Origin of the sequence: Pseudomonas sediminis, from assembly GCF_002741105.1 — a bacterium.
Taxonomy (GTDB): domain Bacteria; phylum Pseudomonadota; class Gammaproteobacteria; order Pseudomonadales; family Pseudomonadaceae; genus Aquipseudomonas; species Aquipseudomonas sediminis.
The window spans coordinates 194,630-214,913 of the sequence record NZ_NIQU01000005.1; the positions used below are offsets into that span (position 1 = coordinate 194,630).

At 62.9% G+C, this 20,284-nt stretch carries 20 protein-coding genes; 8 read left to right on the forward strand and 12 right to left on the reverse strand.

Going from position 1 to position 20,284, the window contains the following annotated elements; genetic code table 11:
• Positions 1–37: 37 nt before the first annotated feature.
• Entirely contained in the window at positions 38–469 is a 432-nt protein-coding gene (locus CDO35_RS14095; protein WP_099525339.1) for a MarR family transcriptional regulator, read from the forward strand.
• A gap of 339 nt (positions 470–808) precedes the next feature.
• Complete coding sequence (locus CDO35_RS14100; protein ID WP_099525340.1) at positions 809–2,842, forward strand: FimV/HubP family polar landmark protein; 2,034 nt, start codon at positions 809–811, stop codon at positions 2,840–2,842.
• 55 nt (positions 2,843–2,897) lie between these two features.
• Here the strand turns inward: CDO35_RS14100 and CDO35_RS14105 are convergent, their stop codons facing one another.
• The gene (locus tag CDO35_RS14105) at positions 2,898–5,084 is read right to left on the reverse strand and encodes a patatin-like phospholipase family protein (RefSeq protein WP_099525341.1); all 2,187 of its coding nucleotides are present in this window, start codon (positions 5,082–5,084) and stop codon (positions 2,898–2,900) included.
• A 71-nt stretch (positions 5,085–5,155) separates the two neighbouring features.
• On the opposite strand from CDO35_RS14105, the gene CDO35_RS14110 reads away from it, so the two are divergent.
• Positions 5,156–5,437 carry an Rdx family protein gene (locus tag CDO35_RS14110; protein ID WP_099525342.1) on the forward strand — a complete coding sequence of 94 codons (282 nt, stop codon included), beginning with the start codon at positions 5,156–5,158 and terminating at the stop codon, positions 5,435–5,437.
• A 10-nt stretch (positions 5,438–5,447) separates the two neighbouring features.
• Here the strand turns inward: CDO35_RS14110 and CDO35_RS14115 are convergent, their stop codons facing one another.
• The 3 genes from CDO35_RS14115 to CDO35_RS14125 form a co-directional block, all read right to left on the reverse strand.
• The gene (locus CDO35_RS14115; protein ID WP_099525343.1) at positions 5,448–6,299 is read right to left on the reverse strand and encodes a DMT family transporter; all 852 of its coding nucleotides are present in this window, start codon (positions 6,297–6,299) and stop codon (positions 5,448–5,450) included.
• A complete protein-coding gene (locus CDO35_RS14120) occupies positions 6,296–6,631 on the reverse strand; it encodes a tRNA-binding protein (protein WP_099525344.1) in 336 nt (111 codons plus the stop codon). The genes CDO35_RS14115 and CDO35_RS14120 overlap by 4 nt, the downstream gene beginning before the upstream one ends.
• Positions 6,632–6,784: 153 nt before the next feature.
• Positions 6,785–7,531, reverse strand: a complete 747-nt coding sequence (locus CDO35_RS14125; RefSeq protein ID WP_099525345.1) for a helix-turn-helix transcriptional regulator — start codon at positions 7,529–7,531, stop codon at positions 6,785–6,787.
• Positions 7,532–7,665: 134 nt separating this feature from the next.
• Here CDO35_RS14125 and CDO35_RS14130 point away from each other — a divergent pair, with 134 nt between their 5' ends.
• Positions 7,666–8,478 carry a UDP-2,3-diacylglucosamine diphosphatase gene (locus CDO35_RS14130; RefSeq protein ID WP_099525346.1) on the forward strand — a complete coding sequence of 271 codons (813 nt, stop codon included), beginning with the start codon at positions 7,666–7,668 and terminating at the stop codon, positions 8,476–8,478.
• Positions 8,475–9,503 (forward strand): glycosyltransferase family 4 protein, encoded by a 1,029-nt coding sequence (locus tag CDO35_RS14135; protein ID WP_099525347.1) that lies wholly within the window; start codon positions 8,475–8,477, stop codon positions 9,501–9,503. The genes CDO35_RS14130 and CDO35_RS14135 overlap by 4 nt, the downstream gene beginning before the upstream one ends.
• Before the next feature lie 154 nt (positions 9,504–9,657).
• On the opposite strand, the gene CDO35_RS14140 is transcribed toward CDO35_RS14135, so the two are convergent.
• From CDO35_RS14140 to CDO35_RS14150, 3 genes are all read right to left on the reverse strand, one after another.
• Positions 9,658–11,046 (reverse strand): adenylate/guanylate cyclase domain-containing protein, encoded by a 1,389-nt coding sequence (locus CDO35_RS14140; RefSeq protein ID WP_099525348.1) that lies wholly within the window; start codon positions 11,044–11,046, stop codon positions 9,658–9,660.
• 158 nt (positions 11,047–11,204) lie between these two features.
• On the reverse strand, positions 11,205–11,792 hold the full coding sequence (locus CDO35_RS14145; protein ID WP_099525349.1) for an HD domain-containing protein: 588 nt from the start codon (positions 11,790–11,792) through the stop codon (positions 11,205–11,207).
• Between the two features lie 67 nt (positions 11,793–11,859).
• Positions 11,860–12,177 (reverse strand): Mpo1-like protein, encoded by a 318-nt coding sequence (locus tag CDO35_RS14150; protein WP_099525350.1) that lies wholly within the window; start codon positions 12,175–12,177, stop codon positions 11,860–11,862.
• Between the two features lie 130 nt (positions 12,178–12,307).
• On the opposite strand from CDO35_RS14150, the gene CDO35_RS14155 reads away from it, so the two are divergent.
• Complete coding sequence (locus CDO35_RS14155; RefSeq protein WP_099525519.1) at positions 12,308–13,321, forward strand: AraC family transcriptional regulator; 1,014 nt, start codon at positions 12,308–12,310, stop codon at positions 13,319–13,321.
• Positions 13,322–13,335: 14 nt separating this feature from the next.
• On the opposite strand, the gene CDO35_RS14160 is transcribed toward CDO35_RS14155, so the two are convergent.
• Positions 13,336–14,790 carry a TrkH family potassium uptake protein gene (locus CDO35_RS14160; RefSeq protein WP_099525351.1) on the reverse strand — a complete coding sequence of 485 codons (1,455 nt, stop codon included), beginning with the start codon at positions 14,788–14,790 and terminating at the stop codon, positions 13,336–13,338.
• Between the two features lie 3 nt (positions 14,791–14,793).
• Complete coding sequence (locus tag CDO35_RS14165) at positions 14,794–16,248, reverse strand: TrkH family potassium uptake protein (RefSeq protein WP_099525352.1); 1,455 nt, start codon at positions 16,246–16,248, stop codon at positions 14,794–14,796.
• Between the two features lie 150 nt (positions 16,249–16,398).
• Here CDO35_RS14165 and CDO35_RS14170 point away from each other — a divergent pair, with 150 nt between their 5' ends.
• Complete coding sequence (locus CDO35_RS14170; protein WP_037002400.1) at positions 16,399–16,770, forward strand: YkgJ family cysteine cluster protein; 372 nt, start codon at positions 16,399–16,401, stop codon at positions 16,768–16,770.
• Between the two features lie 178 nt (positions 16,771–16,948).
• Entirely contained in the window at positions 16,949–17,509 is a 561-nt protein-coding gene (locus CDO35_RS14175; protein ID WP_099525353.1) for a nitroreductase family protein, read from the forward strand.
• Between the two features lie 12 nt (positions 17,510–17,521).
• Here CDO35_RS14175 and CDO35_RS14180 read toward each other — a convergent pair whose 3' ends face one another.
• From CDO35_RS14180 to CDO35_RS14190, 3 genes are all read right to left on the reverse strand, one after another.
• Positions 17,522–18,850 carry a sensor histidine kinase gene (locus tag CDO35_RS14180; protein WP_099525354.1) on the reverse strand — a complete coding sequence of 443 codons (1,329 nt, stop codon included), beginning with the start codon at positions 18,848–18,850 and terminating at the stop codon, positions 17,522–17,524.
• 63 nt (positions 18,851–18,913) lie between these two features.
• A complete protein-coding gene (locus CDO35_RS14185; protein ID WP_099525355.1) occupies positions 18,914–19,327 on the reverse strand; it encodes a Spy/CpxP family protein refolding chaperone in 414 nt (137 codons plus the stop codon).
• 277 nt (positions 19,328–19,604) lie between these two features.
• A complete protein-coding gene (locus CDO35_RS14190; protein WP_099525356.1) occupies positions 19,605–20,282 on the reverse strand; it encodes a response regulator transcription factor in 678 nt (225 codons plus the stop codon).
• Between the last annotated feature and the right edge of the window lie 2 nt (positions 20,283–20,284).

Here is a 20,284-nt window from a genome sequence, read left to right on the forward strand (position 1 = left end):
TAATTAGTTTTTGACCTTTGTATGAGTCCGCTTGCCCATGTCTTACCCCGATCAACATCGCTTTGCCATGCAGGTTGCCCAGCTGTCGCGCGCCTGGCGTTCCGAACTCGACCGACGCTTGGTCGGCCTTGGTCTGTCCCAGGCTCGCTGGCTGGTGCTGCTACACCTGGCACGTTTCACCGAAATGCCGACCCAGCGCGAATTGGCGCAAAGCGTTGGCGTAGAAGGGCCGACCCTGGCGCGTCTGCTCGACAGCCTGGAAAACCAGGAACTGGTGATTCGCGTGGCGGTGCCTGAAGATCGTCGCGCCAAGAAAATCGCGCTGCAACCCAAGGCCCAGCCGCTGATCGAGAAGATCGAGGCGATTTCCACCCAGCTTCGTCATGAGGTTTTCGCCGGCATCGACGAAGATGATCTGCGCCGCTGTCAGCAGGTCCATGCGCGAGTGCTCGGCAATCTGACGAAGTGAATCGGTCGTCACTGTCAAAATCTGATCGTTTTTTGAACGGATCATTTTTTGTGCCTAACTTTTGACTGATGGCGCTTGATGGCACCGTGCTTTCGTCGGCAAACTGGCGTCCAAGCCGCTACTTTGTGAATTAGTAGCCATAATGCAATTCGAGGCGGCATCGACAAGGACCTTGTCGCCCGTTCTCGGAATTATCAAGGGCGCCAGCCTCCCGGCCAAGGGAAGCTCAGACAGGAAGTCGAGGAGGTGGCGTTCGAGCCGGATAAGCCTGGAGGTCACATGGCTCGGGTGCGTCAGTTAATGTTGGGTTTGGCGTCGGGGTCCGCTCTCTATTCGGGAATGGCACCAGCGCTCGGTTTGGGTGAAATCACGCTGCATTCGGCGCTGAATCAGCCTTTCGAGGCGGAAATCGAGCTGCTCGAGTTGGGCGACCTGGGCGCGCAGGATCTGCGTGTCGGTCTGGCCTCGGCCGAGGTGTTCAGCCGTTCGGGTGTCGAGCGCTTCTACTTTCTCAATGACCTGCGTTTTACGCCGCTTCTGCAGGGTTCACGTAACGTGATTCGCGTGGTATCCAACCGCCCGGTGCGCGAGCCATACCTGAACTTTATCGTCGAAGTGGCGCGTCCCAACGGCCAGCTACTGCGTGAATACACGGTTCTGCTCGATCCACCTGGCTCTTCGGCTTATTCCGCTGTAGCCGCGCCAAGCGCTGCTGCCGTATCGCAACCCTCTAGCCGCACCGCAGCACCAGCCTCGTCAGTTAGAGCGGTCACGCCGCCGAGTGCATCTGCTGGGCACCGTCATCAGGTCAGCCGTGGTGACAGCCTTTGGTCCATCGCCGCGCGTCTGCGTGAGCAGGGCAGCACGTTGTCTCAACAGGCGTTGATGGAAGGCATTCTTGCCCTCAACCCAAATGCCTTCGCTGGCGGCGATCCAAGTCGTCTACAGGCTGGCGCTGACTTGCTGCTGCCGGATGCCGCTCGTGCTGAGGCTACTCAGCCGGCCGCTGCTCCAGTAGCTGCCGAGCTCGCTCCTGCCGCTACGGAAAGTGCGACCGAAGGGCCTGTAGGCGCACCTCTGGCTGCCCTCGAATCTGCACCGCAACAAACCGAAAGCCTGGAGCTGTTGGCGGAGAAACAGCGCCAGGTCGATCTGGAACTGGCCAACCAGGCTGCGGAAAACCTGCAACTGCAACAAGGGCTGGCGCAACTGCAAGTGCAACTGCAGCAGTTGCAGGAGCAATTGGCGCAGAAGGATGCTCAGTTGGCTGAGCTGGCAGCGCGTACGCCGGCCGAGCCAGTCACCCAGCCCATTGCCGCCGCGCCGGCCAGTATCGAACAGGCGCCCGCAGAGCGTGGCTGGTGGTCGACATTGTTGGCCGGTGGCATTGGGCTTCTGCTATTGCTCGGTGCGCTGTTCTGGGCTGTGCGGCGCCGTGGCGAGAAAACCAAACCGGTGGTGCAGGTCCAGCCAAAGGCTCAGCCAACTCAGCAACCGCCTCGTCCGCAACTCGCGGCGGTTGCCGTTCCCGTTGATGCTGCTCCGGTGGCCAAGGCTGTCCCGACGCCAGCCCCGGCACGTGCTCAAGGGCCGGTCGACCCGCTCGAGGCGGCCAATGTCTACATCGCCTACGGTCGTGTCAGCGAGGCGCGTGGCGAGCTGAGCAAGGCACTGGCTCAGGACCCGCAGCGCAGCGATCTGCGCTTCCGTCTACTGGAAGTGCTGGCGCTGTTGGGCGATGGCGCGGGTTTTGCGCGTGAGGAGGCCGTGCTGCGTGCCGAAGAGTTCGACACCGTACGCATCGATGCGCTGAAGGCGCGTCATCCTGATCTGCTAGCAGCTCGGCAGGCACCGACCGAGCCTGTGGCTGCGCTGCAGCCGGCAGCAGCGCCTGCGACTGAACCTGATTTCCAGCTCAACCTCGACGACCTGTCGCTGGATGCCGACTGGGATCTGGTCAGCCCTTTCCCTGCTGCCGCCAAGGCCAAACCCAAGGCTGCTGCAGAACCGGAGTTCGACCCGTCGTTCGCCAGCAATTTGCAGGAACTGCCGGAGGTGTTCGAGCTGCATCATGAAGACGAGCAGTTGAGCGCCTTCGGTGAGATGGAAATGGTGCTGAGCGATGACGCGCCGGGGCTGGATGACAACTTCCTCGACGTTTTTGCCGGCGATGCTGATGCCACTGCCGCGCTGCAGGGCGATATCGATCACCTGGCAGGCAACCCGGAGCATATGGCCCAGCTCAACCAGGCGCTGGCTTATATCAAGCAGGGCGATATCGCCACCGCCTGCGACATCCTCAACGAGGTGATCGATCACGGCGATGACGAGCAGAGGAAGGCCGCGCGCCAGTTACTGGCGGAAATCGCCTGACAGACTTGTGCTGCTACACCTGACGAGGCCGCGCGTATGTCGCGGCCTGGTCGTTTCAGAAGCTCTTGCCCAGATTGAGATACAGCGCCTTCTCCCGCTCGTCGTTGAAGCCGTAGCTGAAGTTCAGCGGGCCTAGCGGGGTGTCCAGGCCGAGGAAGATGCTGGCTGCGTTGATATAGCCGCTATCGAAAGCGTTGTCGTTGTTCCAGGCACGGCCGCGCTCCAACGAAATGCCCAGGTACAGCGGGAAGTTCAGCGGCAGCATCGAGGTTTGCGTCATGCGCCGGTAGTAGATCATCCGTGCCAGGGCCATGTTCTGGCCGCTCAGCGAGTCCTGGCGAAAGCCCGACAGTTCCTGGGCGCCACCGAGGATGAAGCCCGAGGTGACCACCTCCGCCTGATCCAGGGTGCGCCCGTAGCGCCCACCGAACAGCCAGGTATTGGGGCCGTGGCTATAGGCCTTGTCCAGTTTCAGCTGCCATTGGCGATATTCCTCGTCCGAGCCCAGGCCGCGATCATATTTGCGCAGCATCAGACCGATGTCCTCACCTGTGCGCGGGAAGTCGAGGTTGTCCAGGGTGTCGAAGGAGTACAGCAGCTCGTAGTACCCCTCGCTGAAGCTGAAGCTGGGCAGATCGCGCTCGCCGACGCGCACATCCGCCTCGCCCCAGGCCTGGGCGATACCGAAGCGAATTTCGCCATTGTTGGCGATCTGCCGACCGAGGTTGAGACCATAGCCGTAGCGCTCCAGGCGGTATTCGGCGATCGGGTCGTTGTCCAGAATCGCTTCGACGTTCTGCGCCTCGCCGAACAGATAGGGCGCGACGAAGTAACGTGAGCCGGCGTCCAGCGGCTGATAAAACTCGCTGTAGAGCTCCTGGCGGTCACCCAACTGCAAGCGAGTCAGCCATTCGGCGCCGAGCTCGTTGATGCCATTGATGCGGTAACTGGCGCCGATATTGAAGGCGCTGTCGCCGCGCATGTCGTCGGACAGGTTCAGCCCCAGGCGCAGATAGTCGGTGCCGGTGCGCTTGCCGCGGGCATCGATCACCAGGGCGCTACCGCGCTCGTCCAGTGGCTCTACGCGGTATTGCACGCGCTCGAAGTAGTCCAGACCGTAAAGGGTGCCCATGTCTTTTTGCAGGCGATCCATGTCCAGTGGCTCGCCGAGCGGTTGGCGAATGTGCCGGCGAATCACCGCGTCGCTGACTTTCGAGTCGTTCTCCACTTGGATCTCACGAATCACCGGTGTGCGCTGTTCGCGCGAGCGCGCCATGGCCAACGCCGGGTTGCCGGCACTGCCGGTGCGCAAGCGAGCCAAACGCTCTGCCTGAATCTGTGTGGCGCGATAGCCGGCCTCCATCATCTGTTCGCCCCGATTGAAGTCGGCGACGCCAAAGCCAGCCAGAGGTGGCAGGATCAATACGTCGTCCGCTTCCAGCGTTTCGAGTTGCGCCTCGGAGTTCTTGCGCATCATCAGGTTGATCGACTGGTTCATCACGTCGACCACGGTGAGCAGCTCCTTGGCCGGTTTCAGTGGCATGCCCAGGTCGACGACAATGACGTGATCGACGCCCATCTGTCGCGCCACGTCGATGGGCACGTTGTTGACCATGCCGCCGTCGACCAGCAGGCGGCCATCCACTTCCACCGGGGCGAACACTGCCGGGATCGACATGCTGGCGCGCATAACCTGCGGCAGGTGACCGCTGCCCATGATCACCTGTTCGCCCGTGACCACATCGGTGGCCACGGCGCGATAGGGGATTGGCAGGTGATCGAAGTCGCGAGTGGCACTGCGGTGTACCAGCAGACTCTCCAGCAGCAGCGCCAGGTTCTGGCCCTGGATCACGCCCAGCGGCAGGCCCAGGCTGCCGTCGTCGCGAAAGCTGAGCTTCTGCTTGATCAGGAAATCGCGGTCGTCCTGTTTGCGCCGGAAAGGTACGTCCTCACGTGGCGGTGAGTCGGACAGCGCCTGTTGCCAGTCCAGTTCCAGCGCCAGACGCTCAAGTTCCGCGACCGAATAGCCGGACGCGTACAGCCCGCCGACGATGGCGCCCATGCTGGTGCCGGCGATGGCGTCGATGCGAATACCTTGTTCCTCCAGCGCCTTGAGCACGCCAATGTGCGCCAGGCCACGGGCGGCGCCGCCGGACAACACCAGGCCGACGCGATCGGCGGCGATGACGGGCAGGCTGGAGAGGGCGAACAGGCAGAGCAACGAAAAGAGCAGGCTGCGCATGGCGGATTCCGGCAGAAGCAAAGACAAAGGCCGTTATTATAGGCACCAAGCCCCACAGTAGAGCCGCTGCCATGCCCGATCAGAAGCCCGAAATCGTCATCACCTATTGCACCCAGTGTCAGTGGCTGCTGCGCGCCGCCTGGCTGGCTCAGGAGCTGCTGAGCACCTTTGCCGACGAGTTGGGCCGGGTCAGTCTGGAGCCAGGCACCGGCGGCGTTTTTCGCATCCTCTGTGATAACCAGCAGATCTGGGAGCGCAAGGCCGATGGTGGCTTCCCAGAGGCCAAGGTGCTCAAGCAGCGGGTGCGCGATCTGATCGATCCAGGTCGCGATCTGGGCCACAACGACCGTTAGAGTTTCAGGATCAACGCGCCATCCGCGCTGAAACGAAGATCGCGCTGACGATCAGCAAGCCGCCGGCCAGCATGCGCAGGGTCGGCTGCTCGCTGAACAGCCACCAGGCGAACAGAATTCCGTAGACCGGCTCCAGGGCGAAGATCACTGCCGTGGTACGCGCCTTGAGCACGCGCAGGCTGGCGACGAACAGGCTGTGCGCCAGGCCTGTGCAGAAGATGCCGAGCATGGCCAGCCACAGCCAGTCCACCGGGCGCACGCTGGGCAGCAGTGGCCAGGCCAAGGGCAGAAAGCAGATCAGCACCGTGATGTTCTGGTACAGCGCGGCCTTTACCGGATCTAAGCCACGGGTGCTGGCGCGGTTGAGCAGCGACAGCAGGGCGAACAGAAAGCCCGACAACACCGCCCACAGCAGCCCGACTGTGGCGCCGCTGTTCAGGCTGAATTCGGGCGTGACCAGAATCAGCCCCAGGCATACCACGCCGACCATGGCGAACTCGCCGGGGCGGGTACGCTCGCGAAACAGCAGGCCCTCCAGCAGGACGGTGAAGGCCGGGAAGCTGGCGAAGCCCAGGGTGGCGATGGCCACACCGGAGACTTTCACCGCTTCGAAGAAGGTGACCCAATGCGTGCCCAGCAGCAGGCCGCCGAGTGCCAGCAGGGCCATCTGCCGTAGGCTCGGGCGAACTGTGTTGCGGCTGCGCCAGAGCGTGGCAGCCAGGCCCAGGGCGAGCACGGCAAAGAGCGCGCGGCCGCCTGCAATCATGTTCGGCGTGGTCGCCGCGAGTTTGCCGAAGATGCCCGACAGGCCGAACAGCAGGGCACCCAGGTGAATCGCCAGCAGGGCGTTACGCTGCGTCATGCCAGGCGCGCACCGTTGGGCAGTGGCTGGTCGAAACCTGCCAGGACGACGCGGTTCTCGCTGTCATAGACACCGGTGACCAGCACTTCCGAGCGCACCCCGGCAATGCGCTTGGGGGCGAAATTGCAGACGCACAGCACCTGACGACCCACCAGCGTGTCGCAATCGTAGTGCGCGGTGATTTGGGCGCTGGAGGTCTTGATGCCCAGTTCGCCGAGATCGACTTCCAGCACGTAGGCTGGCTTCAGCGCTTTTTCATTGGGACGAGCGTTGCGAATGGTGCCGACGCGCAGCTCCACCTTCTCGAAATCCTGCCATTCGATGGTTTGCATAAGGTACTCCTTCGATGATGCGGCGCAGTCTAGGGCTGCGTGCGATAGCTGTCTGTCGCGGGAGTGGTGAGTTTTGTCGCCAGGCTATCGAGGAAACGTGCGGGCATCGTTAACGGCCGGTGCGCACGGCGCACCCTACGGTTCGTGTGCTTGTTAACGCGTACGGCGCAATTGCCGTGGCGTTATGCCCAGATGGCGGGAGAGGGCGGCGGTGAAGGCGCTCTGCGAGCTGTAACCGACCCGTGCGGCGATTTCGCCAACCGCCAGGTCGCTGCCACGCAACAGCTGTTCGGCGAGTTGCAGGCGCCGTTGGCGAATATGTTCCATCGGCGTGCGCCCGGTCTCGGCGAGGAAACGCGCATGGAAGCGCGCCACCGACAGACCGGCCAGGCGTGCCAGATCTGCCACCTGCAGCGGATGCGCTGCGTGCTGTTCGATATAGCGATCCAGGGCTGTCAGCGGCAAGCCGGTCGTCTCGGCATGCTGGCGGCTGCAGGCCAGGCTGCCGAGCAGCAAGGCCGCACCCTGGCCAGCGATGATTGGATCATTGATCGGGCTGCTGGCCAGCCAGTTGAGTAGCTGCCCCTGCGAGGGATCGAGTTGCAGTGCGTTGGGTTTGTCCAGCAGACGCTGGATGTCGCTCGCATGGTGGCCAAGCTGGCGCTCCAGCCAGTCATTGGCCGGCAGGTCCAGCACCAGGCATTGGCTGCCACGTGGGCTGCCGCAGGTATGGCGCGCTTCGGCTGGCACTACGGCCAGGTGATGACGTAGCACTCGGCTGCCCTGGCCGTCCACTTCGAACTGCAGCTCACCTGCCAGGCCGAAAACCAGTTGCGCATGCTCATGGCTATGGCTGAGCACTTCGTGGCTGTAGTGACGCAGGGACATGATCGGGAGCATGGCGGTTTCCTCGGCAACCGCCGCAGTGTAACGCCTGGGGCGCAGCAATGCCGTGTCATGGAACCGTCTTTTTCCCGTCACAAGCCTTTCACCGCAACGCCTCAAGCTCGACTAAACCCAGCCGGAGGTCGCCCATGACCAGCGCTCAGCTCGCCAAGCCCAGCCGCAAGCAACGTGTCCGCACCCTGTGGATTTCCGACGTACACCTCGGCACGCGCGATTGCCAGGCCGAGCACCTGGCAGCGTTTCTCAAGCGTTACCACGCTGACCGTATCTACCTGGTAGGCGACATCATCGATGGCTGGAAGCTGCGTGGCGGCATCTACTGGCCGCAGGCGCACACCAATGTGATCCGCCGCCTGCTGACGATGAGCAAGCGCGGCACCGAGGTGATCTACGTCACCGGCAACCACGACGAATTCCTGCGTCGCTACTCCAGCCTGCTGCTGGGCAATATCCAGCTGGTCGACGAGGCCGTGCACGTCACGGCCGATGGTCGGCAACTGCTGGTAATCCATGGCGACCAGTTCGACGTGATCACCCGCTATCACCGCTGGCTGGCCTTTCTCGGCGACTCGGCCTACGAGCTCACCCTGACCCTCAATCGCTGGCTCAATCACTGGCGCAGCCGCTGGGGCTACGGTTACTGGTCGCTGTCGGCGTACCTCAAGCACAAGGTCAAGACGGCGGTGAACTTCATCAGCGACTTCGAGGAGGCCATCGCTCATGAGTGCGTCAAGCGCGGCCTGCAGGGCGTGGTCTGCGGCCATATTCACCATGCCGAGATTCGCCAGGTGAGTGGCGTGGAATACATGAATTGCGGCGACTGGGTGGAGTCCTGCACGGCGTTGATCGAGCATTGGGACGGGCAGATCGAACTCTATCGCCTGGCCGAGGCGCAACTGGCCAGCGAGGAGCAGGCTGTCGCCCTCGAGACCGGCGCATGAGGATACTGATCGTCTCCGACGCCTGGACGCCTCAGGTCAATGGCGTGGTCACCAGCCTGGCTGCGCTGGTCGGCGAGCTGCGTGGCTTGGGGCACCAGGTCAAGCTGCTGTCGCCCGCCGATTTCCGCGCCGTGCCGTGCCCCACTTATCCGGAGATTCCTCTGGTGTGGAATCTGTGGCGCGTCGGTGCGGCGATTCGCGACTTTCGTCCTGACTGCGTACATCTCGCTACCGAGGGGCCGCTGGGGTGGGCAGCGCGGCGTTGGCTGGCCAAGCGTGGGCTGGCGTTTTCCACGGCGATCCATACGCGCTTCCCGGAGTACGTCAGCACACGCTGGCCTTGGATTGCGCCGCGTTGGGGGTATGCCTTCCTACGCGTTTTTCATCGCCCCAGCCAAGCCGTCCTGGTGACCACCGAGCGCTTGCGTGAAGAGTTCGCCGGCTGGGCTCTGCAACGGCTGCAACTGTGGCGCAAAGGTGTGGACACCCGGCTGTTTCAGCCGGACGAGACGCGCCCCCGACCTGTGCGACCGGTGTTTCTCTACGTCGGACGCATCGCCCCGGAAAAGAACCTGCAGGCCTTTCTCGATCTGGACCTGCCCGGCGAGAAACGCGTAGTAGGTGACGGCCCGCAGCGCGAGGCGTTGCAACAGCAGTATCCATCGGTGCGTTTTCTCGGTTATCGCCATGGCCAGGCGCTGGCCGAGGCCTATCAGAATGCCTCGGTGCTGGTCTTTCCTTCGCGTACCGATACTTATGGCCTGGTCATGCTAGAGGCGCTGGCCTGCGGTACGCCCGTGGCCGCGTTTCCGGTGGCCGGGCCGCTGGACGTGCTGCAGCAGGGGCTCAGTGGCGTGATGGACGAGGATCTGCGCGTCGCCTGCCTGGCTGCGTTGGAGCTGGATCGGGTGCGTTGTGCTCGCTTGGCTGCAGCGCAGTCCTGGCGCGCGTCGGCGCTGGAGTTTCTGGCGTTGCAGCCGCTGATCGACGGTGAGCCGGTGTTGACCGAGGCAATGGAGGCGTAGGGCGTACCGGGACGCCGGCCGCTCGGAAGCAGTACGCCGTTGGATCTGTGCCACACCAAAGAACGGCGGACTGTTCGCTGGCGCTCCTGAGTCCGCCCTACTGGTTGGATCTCGGGCGTTCCGATCCGCCCTACGAGCGGCCGCCGTCTCGATCTTACAGAATGACCTTGTCGCGCAGCTTTTCGGCGGCCTGGTTGAGCGCCTGGATCACTCGCTCCTTGTCGAAGTTCTGGATACCGTTGGTGTCCAGGTACATGGAGAAGCCCGGCAGTTCGTGCTCGACGTAGCTGGAGGTGGCGCCGAGGTCGCGGCGGAAGTCCACCACCTGGTAGATCTGCACCGGGCGGGTGAAGCCCTTGACGGTGATCTGGCCCTTGTCGCGGCACATGATCACGTCCTTGACCAGCGAATAGGTCTCGTGGGAGATCAGGATCTCGCCGGATTCTGCGGCGCTCTCCAGTCGGCTGGCGAGGTTCACGTCGCGGCCGATGATGGTGTAGTCCATGCGCGTGTCGGCGCCGAAGTTGCCCACCGTGCAGTAGCCGGTATTGAGGCCCATGCGAATTTCCAGAGGCTTGGTGATGCCCTGGGCGCGCCACTGCTGGCGCAGCACCTTCATGTGCTTGCGCATGGCGATGGCCATGGAGACTGCCGCGACCGCATCCTTCTTGGCGCCATTGCTGCTGGGGTCGCCGAAGAACACCATGACGCAGTCACCGATGAACTTGTCGATGGTGCCGCCGTATTTCAGGGTGATCTTCGACATTTCATTGAGGTAGGTGTTGAGCAGGTCGGTCAGCGCTTCGGCTTCCAGCTCTTCCGACAGTTCGGTAAAGCCTTTGATGTCGGAGAAGAACACCGTGAGCTTCTTGCGCTGGGTTTCCAGGCGCACGCTTTTCTTGCCGGTGAAGATCGACTCCCACACCTGCGGTGACAGGTATTTCGCCAGGTTGCGCGCCAGGCGTGCGGCCTTTTCCTGCTCACGCTTGATCTCGCTGCGCACCTGGGCCAGGCGCAGGCCTTGCTGGTTGACGAAATAAGCGGTGATGCAGATGTACAGGGTGGCGAAGAGTATGCTGACCAGCGCCACCAGCGTTGGAGTGTCGGTATTGGGATGGACGCCCACCAGCGCGGCGCACAATGCCATGCCGCTGGCGGCCACCAGCAGTCCCAGGCCCAGATAGCGCATGCCGCCGATGACCAAAGCGCTGAAGCAGAGAATCAGCAGGAACATCAGGCTGGGTACGGCGGAGAAACCGAGCAGCACGCAGGCCGCGCCAGCATGCAGGGCATCGAAGAACAGCAGGGCAAGATCGGTCTGCGCAGGGTAGTCGCGCTTGAAGCGGCGGCTCAGGTTGTGCGCCAGATGGGGATAGAGCAGGGCGTAGGGCACCATCCACAGGATGTCGTAGCCGAAGTGCCCCACGTAGGTGCCGGCGGCGATGCTGGCAGCCGTGGCGATATAGGCCAGCACGCGCGAATAGTATTCACGCAACGGCGGCGTCGGCAGCCCGTTGGCACGGCTGGGGGTTGCTGGCTTCATCTGCTGGAACTGTCCCTGCTGGATTTCTGGCGTCTCTACTGGACGCCTGGCTGGTCTGCAAGACCTGAGCCAGAGGCTCGCTGGGCGGGGATCATAACCAAGGGAGTGGCGGCCAGCCAAGCACGGCCGCCGAACGGTGGCGCAGCAGAGGCCAGCGGTCAGGTGCTGGTGCTGTCCATGGCGGCCAGGTAGATGGAGTTCTTCGGCCGGGCGAACACGCGCTGCAGCATGGGTTCGAAGAAACTCAGCGGCAAGCTTTCGTAGTCGGGGTCGAAGGCAGCCGCGTCGTACTTGGCACAGAAGTCGATGGTCGCCTGGTATTGCGGGTGGTCCTTGAATTGCTCGCGCAGGTGGCGATCCATGCCCAGGTGGTGGAAGAAGTAATAGCCCTGGAAGATGCCGTGTTTCTCCACCATCCAGTGGTTCTCGGCACTGACAAAAGGTTTGAGGATAGCCGCGGCAATGTCTGGGTGGTTGTAGCTGCCGAGCGTATCGCCAATATCGTGCAGCAGCGCGCAGATCACGTACTCCTCGTCACGGTCGTCGCGATGGGCGCGGCTGGCGGTCTGCAGCGAGTGGGTTAGGCGGTCGACCGGAAAACCACCGAAATCGCCGTCGAGCAGGCGCAGGTGGGCGAGGATGCGAGCGGGCAGTTCGGCGGCGTAGGCGGCGAAGTCCCGGGCGATGATGGCCCAATCCTCGGCCTGGCCGTCTTGCATATGGGTGAAGCGGGCTCGGCTATTCATGGCATTTCTCGTTCTTGTTGTTCTGTGGCATGACGGTCAACCTTGCTGCGGCACGTGTGGCTGCGGGCTAGAAGCGGATACGGCCGGTAAAGGCATCCTTGAGCATCACCCAGTCGCCCATCAGGCTATACAGCGGGTAATCGAAGGTCGCCGGGCGGTTCTTCTCGAAGATGAAGTGGCCGATCCAGGCGAAGCCGTAACCGGCCAACGGCATTGCCAGCAGCCACAACCATTGTTGGGTAAGCAGGGCATAGGCGAGGTTCGTCAGCACCAGCAGGCTGCCGACGTAGTGCAGGCGGCGGCACACGGGGTTGCTGTGCTCCTGCAGGTAGTAGGGATAGAACTCGGCGAAGCTTTGGTAGCGCTCGGTAGTCTGGGCGGTCATGGCGCACCTCCTGTTATTGTCACGGTCGAGTGTAGGGTGGCTGTCTCCATCGGCCACTGACTTAAAGTGCCAGTCTAGTATCCTTGCGCCGCCAACCATGGCCTTGCTGTTTGATCATAAGAACAAGACGATGAGTGAAAGAACCACCTCTTCCAACTGGGCATTGGCCATCGTGCAGGCGCTGGAACTGGGCGGCGTCGACTGCGTCAGCCTGTTCGCCGAGCTGGGTATGGAGTACGCCGCGCTGAACGATCCAGATGCACGTTTCCCGCAGGACGGTATGACCCGCCTGTGGCAGCGCGCCGTGGCGCTGTCGGGCAACCCGGCGATCGGCCTGAACATGGCGCAGGTGGTACGTCCGGCGTCCTTCCATGTGGTGGGTTATGCGCTGATGTCCAGCCGCAACCTGCGTGATGGCTTCACCCGTCTGGTGCGCTATCAGCGCATCATTGGTGAAGGGGCGGACCTGAACTTCCTGCCGCAACCCGACGGCTACGCGCTGACCCTGGCTATTCATGGCGACCGTTTGCCGCCGGCGCGGCAGAGCGCGGAGGCTTCGATGGCCTACTGCCTGGCGTTCTGCCGCTGGATGACCGGCAAGTTGATCCGGCCGCGTGAAATTCGTCTGCAAGGCCCGGCCCCCGCTGATCTGGCGCCTTATCAGCAGGTGTTCCAGGCGCCGCTCAAGTTCAACGCCGAGCACTATGGGCTGATCTTCGAGCGTGCTGATCTGGAGGCGCCGCTGCCCAGTGCCAATGAGGCGTTGGCACAACTGCATGATCGTTTTGCTGGCGAGTACCTGGCGCGTTTCTGCAGTAGCCGTGTCACCCATCAGGCGCGCCAGGTGCTGTGCCGCCTGTTGCCGCAGGGCGAGCCACGCCGTGAGGTGGTGGCGCAGGCGCTGCATCTGTCGCAGCGCACCTTGCAGCGACGCCTGCAGGAGGAGGGCACCAGCTATCAGCAACTGCTCGACGACACGCGCCGAGAGCTGGCCGAGCAGTATCTTGGCCAGGTCGACCTGACGCTGCTGGAGGTCGCCTATCTGCTGGGCTTTGCCGACCCGAGCAACTTCTTCAGGGCGTTTCGCCGCTGGTTCGGAGAAACGCCCGGTGAGTATCGCAGTCGCCGTGGACTGGTCGGTTAAGGTCCATCAACCACTCAATGGCGCCAGAAGGCGGGGAACAACAGCACCAGCACCGTGAGGATTTCCAGGCGCCCGAGCAGCATACCCAGGCTCAGTAGCCACTTGGCCGTATCGGGGATGGTGGCGTAGTTGCCGGCCGGGCCGACCATCTCGCCCATGCCCGGGCCAACACCGGAGACCATCGCCGCCGCGCCGGTCAGGGCGGTGATCCAGTCCACGCCGCACATCGCTACTGCCAGGGCCAGCGTGGCGATGGTGATGGTGTAGAAGAAGGCGAAGGCCAGGATCGAACGAACGATGTCTTCATCCAGCCGGTGATGGTTGTACTGCTGCTTGATCACGGCGCGCGGGTGGATGAGCTGCTTGAGGTTGGCCTTGAGCAGGATGTAGGCGACCTGGAAACGGAAGATCTTCAGGCCGCCCGCGGTTGAGCCGGAGCACCCGCCAACGAAGCCCAGGTAGAAGAACATCATGCTGGCGAAGGGGCCCCACAGGTGGTAATCACCCACGGCGAAGCCGGTGGTGCTCATGATCGAGGTAATGTTCACCGCCACCAAGCGCAGTGCATCGAGCCAATACAGATCGGTGGTGAACCATTTCCAGCCAGCCAGCACGAACCAGCTACCCACCAGCAACAGCAGAAAGCCACGCACTTGTGCATCGCGAATCAGTGCGCGGTAGTTGCCACGTAATGTGCTGACGTAGAGCACGAACGGCAGGCTGCCGAGCACCATCACCACGATGGCGGCCCAGTGAACCGCAGGCTGTTGCCATTTACCCAGCGACGCGTCCGAGGTGGAGAAACCACCGGTGGCGATCGCCGACATGGCGTGGTTGATCGCATCGAACACGCCCATGCCTGCCAACCAGAAGGCCAGTACGGCGAAGGTGCTGAGGCCGACGTAGGCCAGCACCATGTACTTGGCGACCATGTGTGAGCGCGGCATGACCTTTTCCGAGCGATCCGAGGACTCGGTCTGGAACAGGCGCATGCCACCGATACGCAGGATCGGCAAGATCGCCACGGCCATGCCGATGAAGCCGATGCCACCCAGCCAGTGCAGCAGCGAGCGCCAGATCAGCGTGCCGGGCGACATGTCGTCGAGGCCGCTGAATACGGTGGCGCCGGTGGCGGTAATGCCGGACATGCTCTCGAAGTACGCGTCGGTAATGCTTGCGCGTTCGGCGAACATGAATGGCAGCGCAGCGAAGATCGATACCATCACCCAGCTTGACACCGTCAGCATGTACATGTCGCGTGGGCGCAGTTGCGTTTGTTTGGGTCTGCCCTGGGCGATCATGGCGATGCCGACGAGTGCGGTGATCAGGCTCGACCAGAGGAAGGCATTGATCTTCTGGGGCTGCTCGAAAATCAACAGGGTGACCACCGGCACCAGCATGCTAAGTGCCAGGGTGATGAGGAAAATGCCGTTGATGAAGGCGAGGATGCGCAGGCTGGCTAAAGGCATCGGTCAGTGTTTCCAGAAGCTGCGGGTGATCAGCACCAGCACGGTCAGAATTTCCAGGCGGCCCAGCAGCATGCCGGCACTGAGCAGCCACTTGGCTGAATCCGGCAGACTGGCGAAGTTGCCGGCCGGGCCGATGATCGGGCCAAGGCCCGGGCCGACGTTGCACACCGCGGTGGCAGCGCCAGTCAGCGCGGTGACCCAATCCAGGCCGACCAGTGTCAGGGCCAGGGCCAGCACGCCGATAGTGATGGTGAAGAAGAAGGAGAAGGTGATCATCGAACGCACGATCTCTTCATCGAGATTGTGGTTGTTGTACTGCTGCTTGATCACCGCGCGGGGGTGCACCAACTGCATCAGGTTGGCCTTGAGCAGGACATAGGCGACCTGGAAGCGGAAGATCTTCAGGCCGCCTGAAGTGGAGCCGGAGCAGCCGCCGACGAAGGTCAGATAGAAGAACAGCAAGACGGCGAAGCTGCCCCAGGTGGTGTAGTCGCCGAGGGCGAAGCCGGTGGTAGTGACGATCGAGGTGACGTTCACCGCGACGATGCGAAAGGCGTCGAGCCAGGCGTAATCCGAGTTGATCCACAACCAGGTGCCGAAGACCAGCCAGGTCAGCAGCAGGAAACCGATGAAACCACGCACCTGGTGGTCCTTGAACAGGGCGTTGCGATTGCCGCGGATGAAGGCGACGTAGAGCATGAACGGCATGCCGCCGAGCAGCATCAGCCCCACTGCCGTCCAATGCACGGCAGGCTGTGGCCAGTGTGCCAGTGACGAATCGGAAGTCGAGAAACCACCCGTGGAGATCGACGCCATGGAGTGATTGATGGCCTCGAAGGGGCTCATGCCCGCCGCCCAAAAGGCCAGGAAACCCAACAGGGTGAGGGCCAGATAGATCAGCAGCAGGTACTTGGCAGCCATGTGCGAGCGAGGCATCACCTTCTCGCCCCAGTCCGAGGATTCCGTCTGGAACAGGCGCATGCCACCCACCCGTAGCAGCGGCAGAATCGCCACGGCCATGCCGATGAAGCCGATGCCGCCCAGCCAGTGCAGCATCGAACGCCAGATCAGGATGCCGGGTGACATGTTGTCCAGGCCAACCAGCACGGTGGAGCCGGTGGTGGTTATGCCGGACATGGTTTCGAAGATGGCGTCGGTGTAGCTGATATGGGCGATCAGCATCATTGGCAGAGCGGCGAAGGCGCACACCACGGTCCAGCTGCCGGTGGTCAGCAGGTACATGTCACGCGGGCGCAGCTGGGCGTTCTGCGGTCGACCGGGAGCCACCAGAGCGAGACCTGTGATCAGGGTGATCAGGCTGGACCAGAGGAAAGCGTTGAGATCTTCCGGGTGCTCGAAGATCAGCAGCGTCAGCATCGGAATGGCCATGCTGATTGCCAGGGTAATCAGGAATATGCCGATGATGAAACCGATGGTACGTAGCGTCGGCAAGGCCATTTAGGGGGCTCTGGCGGGTTGTAAAAGTGCGCCATTCTACCCGTGGACGGGCGGCTGTAAACCGCTGCACCAAGGGGCTTTACAAGCGCATCGCCAAGCATAGAATAGCCGCCAGTTGCCGACGTCCGTCGGTTTCCGAGTCCTCCCCAAATGTCCGAAGCTAATCCTTGCCTCACGTGCGGCGCCTGCTGCGCGTTTTTTCGTGTGTCCTTCTTCTGGGGCGAGTGCCAATCCGCGGGCGGTAGCGTACCGGATGAGCAGGTTATCCAGATCAGCCCTCACTACGTCGCCATGCGTGGCACGGAGAGCAAACCGGCACGTTGCACGCAACTGTTGGGCGATGTCGGTTGTGGGGTGCGTTGCACCATGTATGAACAACGTTCGAGTAGCTGCCGCGAGTTCGAAGCGTCATGGGCGAACGGTGAGCACAACCCGCGTTGCGACGATGCGCGCAAGGCTTACGGTCTGCCACCGCTCACTCCGCCGGTGCAGCCGGTGATATCGCCTGACCGCGTCGCCTGACGGCAGCTGCAGACTAGCGTTTCGCCTGGATGCAGTCCGGAGTCCAGCGTTCCCAGGGGCATCCGGGCTACGGTTCGACCGTCGTCTGTTATCCGCTCCGTGCATTGGTCAGCTTGCAGCTTGCAGCTTGCAGCTTGCAGCATTGAGAATGCGCCATCTTTGTTTTTGGAGGTGGCCGATGGAAGCTCTCGACGCTCTGCTCAACCGTGTTTCTGTTCCTCGTTTGGTCGAACCGGCCCCGGATGCCGCGCAGCGTGACCTGATGTTTCGTGCCGCCCTGCGCGCCCCGGATCATGGCCAACTGCGTCCCTGGCGTTTTCTGACGATCGAAGGGGCGGCGCGTGAGCGCATGGGCGAACTGTTTGCCGAAGCCCTGCAGGTTGCCGATGCGCAGGCTGCGCCGGAGGCGCTGAACAAGGCGCGTGGCATGCCGCTGCGCGCGCCATTGCTGGTGGTGGTGATCGCTCGCGTGCAGGCTCACCCCAAGGTGCCGGCCTCCGAGCAGGTGATCGCGGCTGGCTGTGCGGCTCACGGCATGCTGCTGGCGGCTCATGCTCAGGGCATCGGCGCGGTGTGGCGCACCGGCGACATGGCCTACAACGCCCACGTGGGCAAAGGTCTGGGCCTGGCGGCGGACGAACAGATCATCGCCTATCTCTACCTCGGCACACCGGAGCGTGAGCTGCGCCGCGCCCCGGAAGTGGTCGTCGAGGATTTCGTCAGCGCCTGGCAGGGCTGATCGACACGCGCTTCAGTCTGCCTGCTGCCTGGCCGGCAGGCTGAGCGTGGCAACGAAGCCGCCTTCTGGATGGTTGGCCAGCAGCAGCTCGCCGCCATGGCGCTGCGCGGCCCGGCGTGCGATAGCCAGCCCGAGGCCGTGGCCGGCGCTGCTCTGACCGGGTGCGCGAAAGAAAGGTTTGCCCAACTGCTGCAGGTGCTCGCTGGCCACGCCAGGGCCATGGTCGCGTACGCTCAGCGTGACACTTGGACCCTGGCGCTGCATGCTGATGACGACAGGCTGATCCGGCGGGCTGAAGCGCAAGGCATTGCGTAGCAGGTTGTCCAGCGCGCGTTCCAGCATGTCTGGCCAGCCTTCCAGGCGTGCCGTAGGGTCGAGATCGATCTGCAACTGATGCTGTGGGGCGGTCAGGCGAGCGTCTTCCTGCAGTTTGCCGAGCAGGGCGGCCAGATCGACGGGGTGCGCATCGCCCGGGTCTGCATCCAGGCGCGCCAAGGCAAGAATTTCGCTGATCAGCGCTTCCAGCCGGTCACACTCCTGAGTCAGGCGTGGCCACAGCCTTTCTCGCTCTGCAGCATCGGCGCGCTCTGCCAATGCCAGTGCAATACGCAGTCGTGCTAGGGGCGAGCGCAATTCGTGGGAAACATCGCGCAGTAACTGGCGCTGGCTGCCGATCAAGCCCTGCAGTCGCTCGCCCATGCGGTTGAAGTCCTTGGCCAGCAGGCCCAGTTCGTCGCGGCGGGTGGCCAGGCGAGCCAGGCTGTTCTGCTGGTAGGCGGTCTGGCCGAGGTCATGCACGGCGCCGCGCAAGCGGTCCAGTGGGCGGGTGATCGACAGCGTCAGCATCAGGCTGAACAGCGTCAGCACCACCAGGGCAATAGCGATGGCGCTAAGTGGCCAGAACAGGCTGCCGCGGTGCCAGGCTGCCAGTTCCGGGTGTGGAATTCGGTAGATGAACAGGTAGCTTTCGCCGCTTTCCGGGCTGGTGTATTCGGCGGTCAGACGCCGCCAGGGCAAGCGACGGTCGTCGTCTTGACGCGCCTCGAAGGCTGCGGCACGGGACGGAAAAGTGCCTTTGACCAGTTGCTGGCCGCTCTCGCCAAGCACTTGCGTGTCGATGCGGTACTCGCGTTTGCGCTGTTCGAGAAAGTCCTGGGCGGCTGCTGGCCCCTTCTGTTCGTAGCGCTTGACCCATTTGCTGTCGAGGCCATCCAGGCCTGGGTGCAGGCTCAGAATCCAGGCGTCCTGATTGAGGGCGCGACCCAGCAGCAGGGACAGGCCGGCGACCAGTGCGATGCCCAACCAGAAGGTCGCCAGAATGCGCCAGAACAGTGAACGCACGGTAATTCCTCATGCAAAAGCCGCCGGGCTCTGGGAGCGCGGCGGCGGGTTTAGGGGCGTCGATCAGTTGGTCTTGCTGTCCTTCTCAGCTTTCCAGGCCTTGAATTCGGCCATCTCGGCGCGACGGGCTTCCATTTTTTTCTGGTGCTCGTCGAAGGCCTTCTGCTGCTCGGGGTTGAGCAGGTCACGCAGGGCCTTGTGCTGGTCGGCGCGGGCCTTGTCCAGTTCCTTCTTCATGGCCTGCTTTTCTGCTTCCGGCAGCTTGTCCAGGTAGCGCTTGGTGATGTCGCGATGGGTTTTCATCTGATCGCCCATCAGTTTACGAAATTCCTGGCGCTGTTCCTTGTTTAGGTTCAGCTCCTTGAACATGCCGGGGCCGCGGTCGTGGTGGCGAGGGCCACCGTCTTGCATGGGCATGGCGAAAGCCAGGGTCGGCAGGGTGGCAGCGAGCAGCAGGGCGGTGAGGGTCTTACGCATGGTGATTCTCCTTGTCTTGAGAACCTGTTTTACGATCTAGCGAGCTAGAGTCATGCAAGGCGAAAACAGACGAGGAAGCGGAGTGTACTGTTGTACATGAGCATTCCGAGTCTGTTTTCAACGCAGCAGGGCCGACGCGCAGCAGGTCGTAAACAGGTTCCGAGGCCGGTAAGTACCGGATGGGCTCATTATGCGGCGGTCAAGGTCAAGGGCAGTCAGGTGTGGGTAAAGCTTGGGTAAAGGCGATGTTGCGGGTTATTTACGCTGCGCCAGGCAGTCACTGCGCGTAGTAATAGCCACGACTGCGCAAGGCGAGAATGCGTGGGCGGCCATCCGGGTGCGGGCCGAGCTTCTTGCGCAGGTTGCTGACGTGCATGTCCAGGCTACGGTCATACAGCGTCAATTTGCGGCCCAGGGCGAGTTGCGCCAGGGCCTGTTTGTCCACTGGCTCGCCCGGCTGCTGCAGCAGGGCCTCCAGCAGGCGGCTTTCGGAAAGCGTCAGGGGAACGTCATGTTCGCCAATACTGACCACCCCGCGATTGGGGCTGAATCGGAGGTCTCCCAGCTCCAACTGGCTGCTTGCCGGTGCGGGCACGGTGCGGCGCAGCACAGCGCGCAGGCGTGCGGTCAGCTCGCGAGGGTCACAAGGCTTGGCCAGGTAGTCATCGGCGCCTAGCTCCAGGCCAAGGATGCGATCCAGTGGTTCGCCCCTGGCCGAGAGCATCAGCACTGGCAGTTCCGGATGCTCACCACGCAATTGCTTGAGCAGCTCCAGGCCGCTGCCGTCCGGCAACATGACATCCAGCACCACGGCCTCAGGCGCGTGCGTGACGAGGGCCTGGCGAGCGCCGCCGGCATCGTGGCAAGCCGTGACCTGAAAGCCTTCCTGGGTCAGCCAGCGGGTAAGCAGTTCGCACAGTTCCTGATCATCATCGATCAGCAGCAGTCGGTTCATGG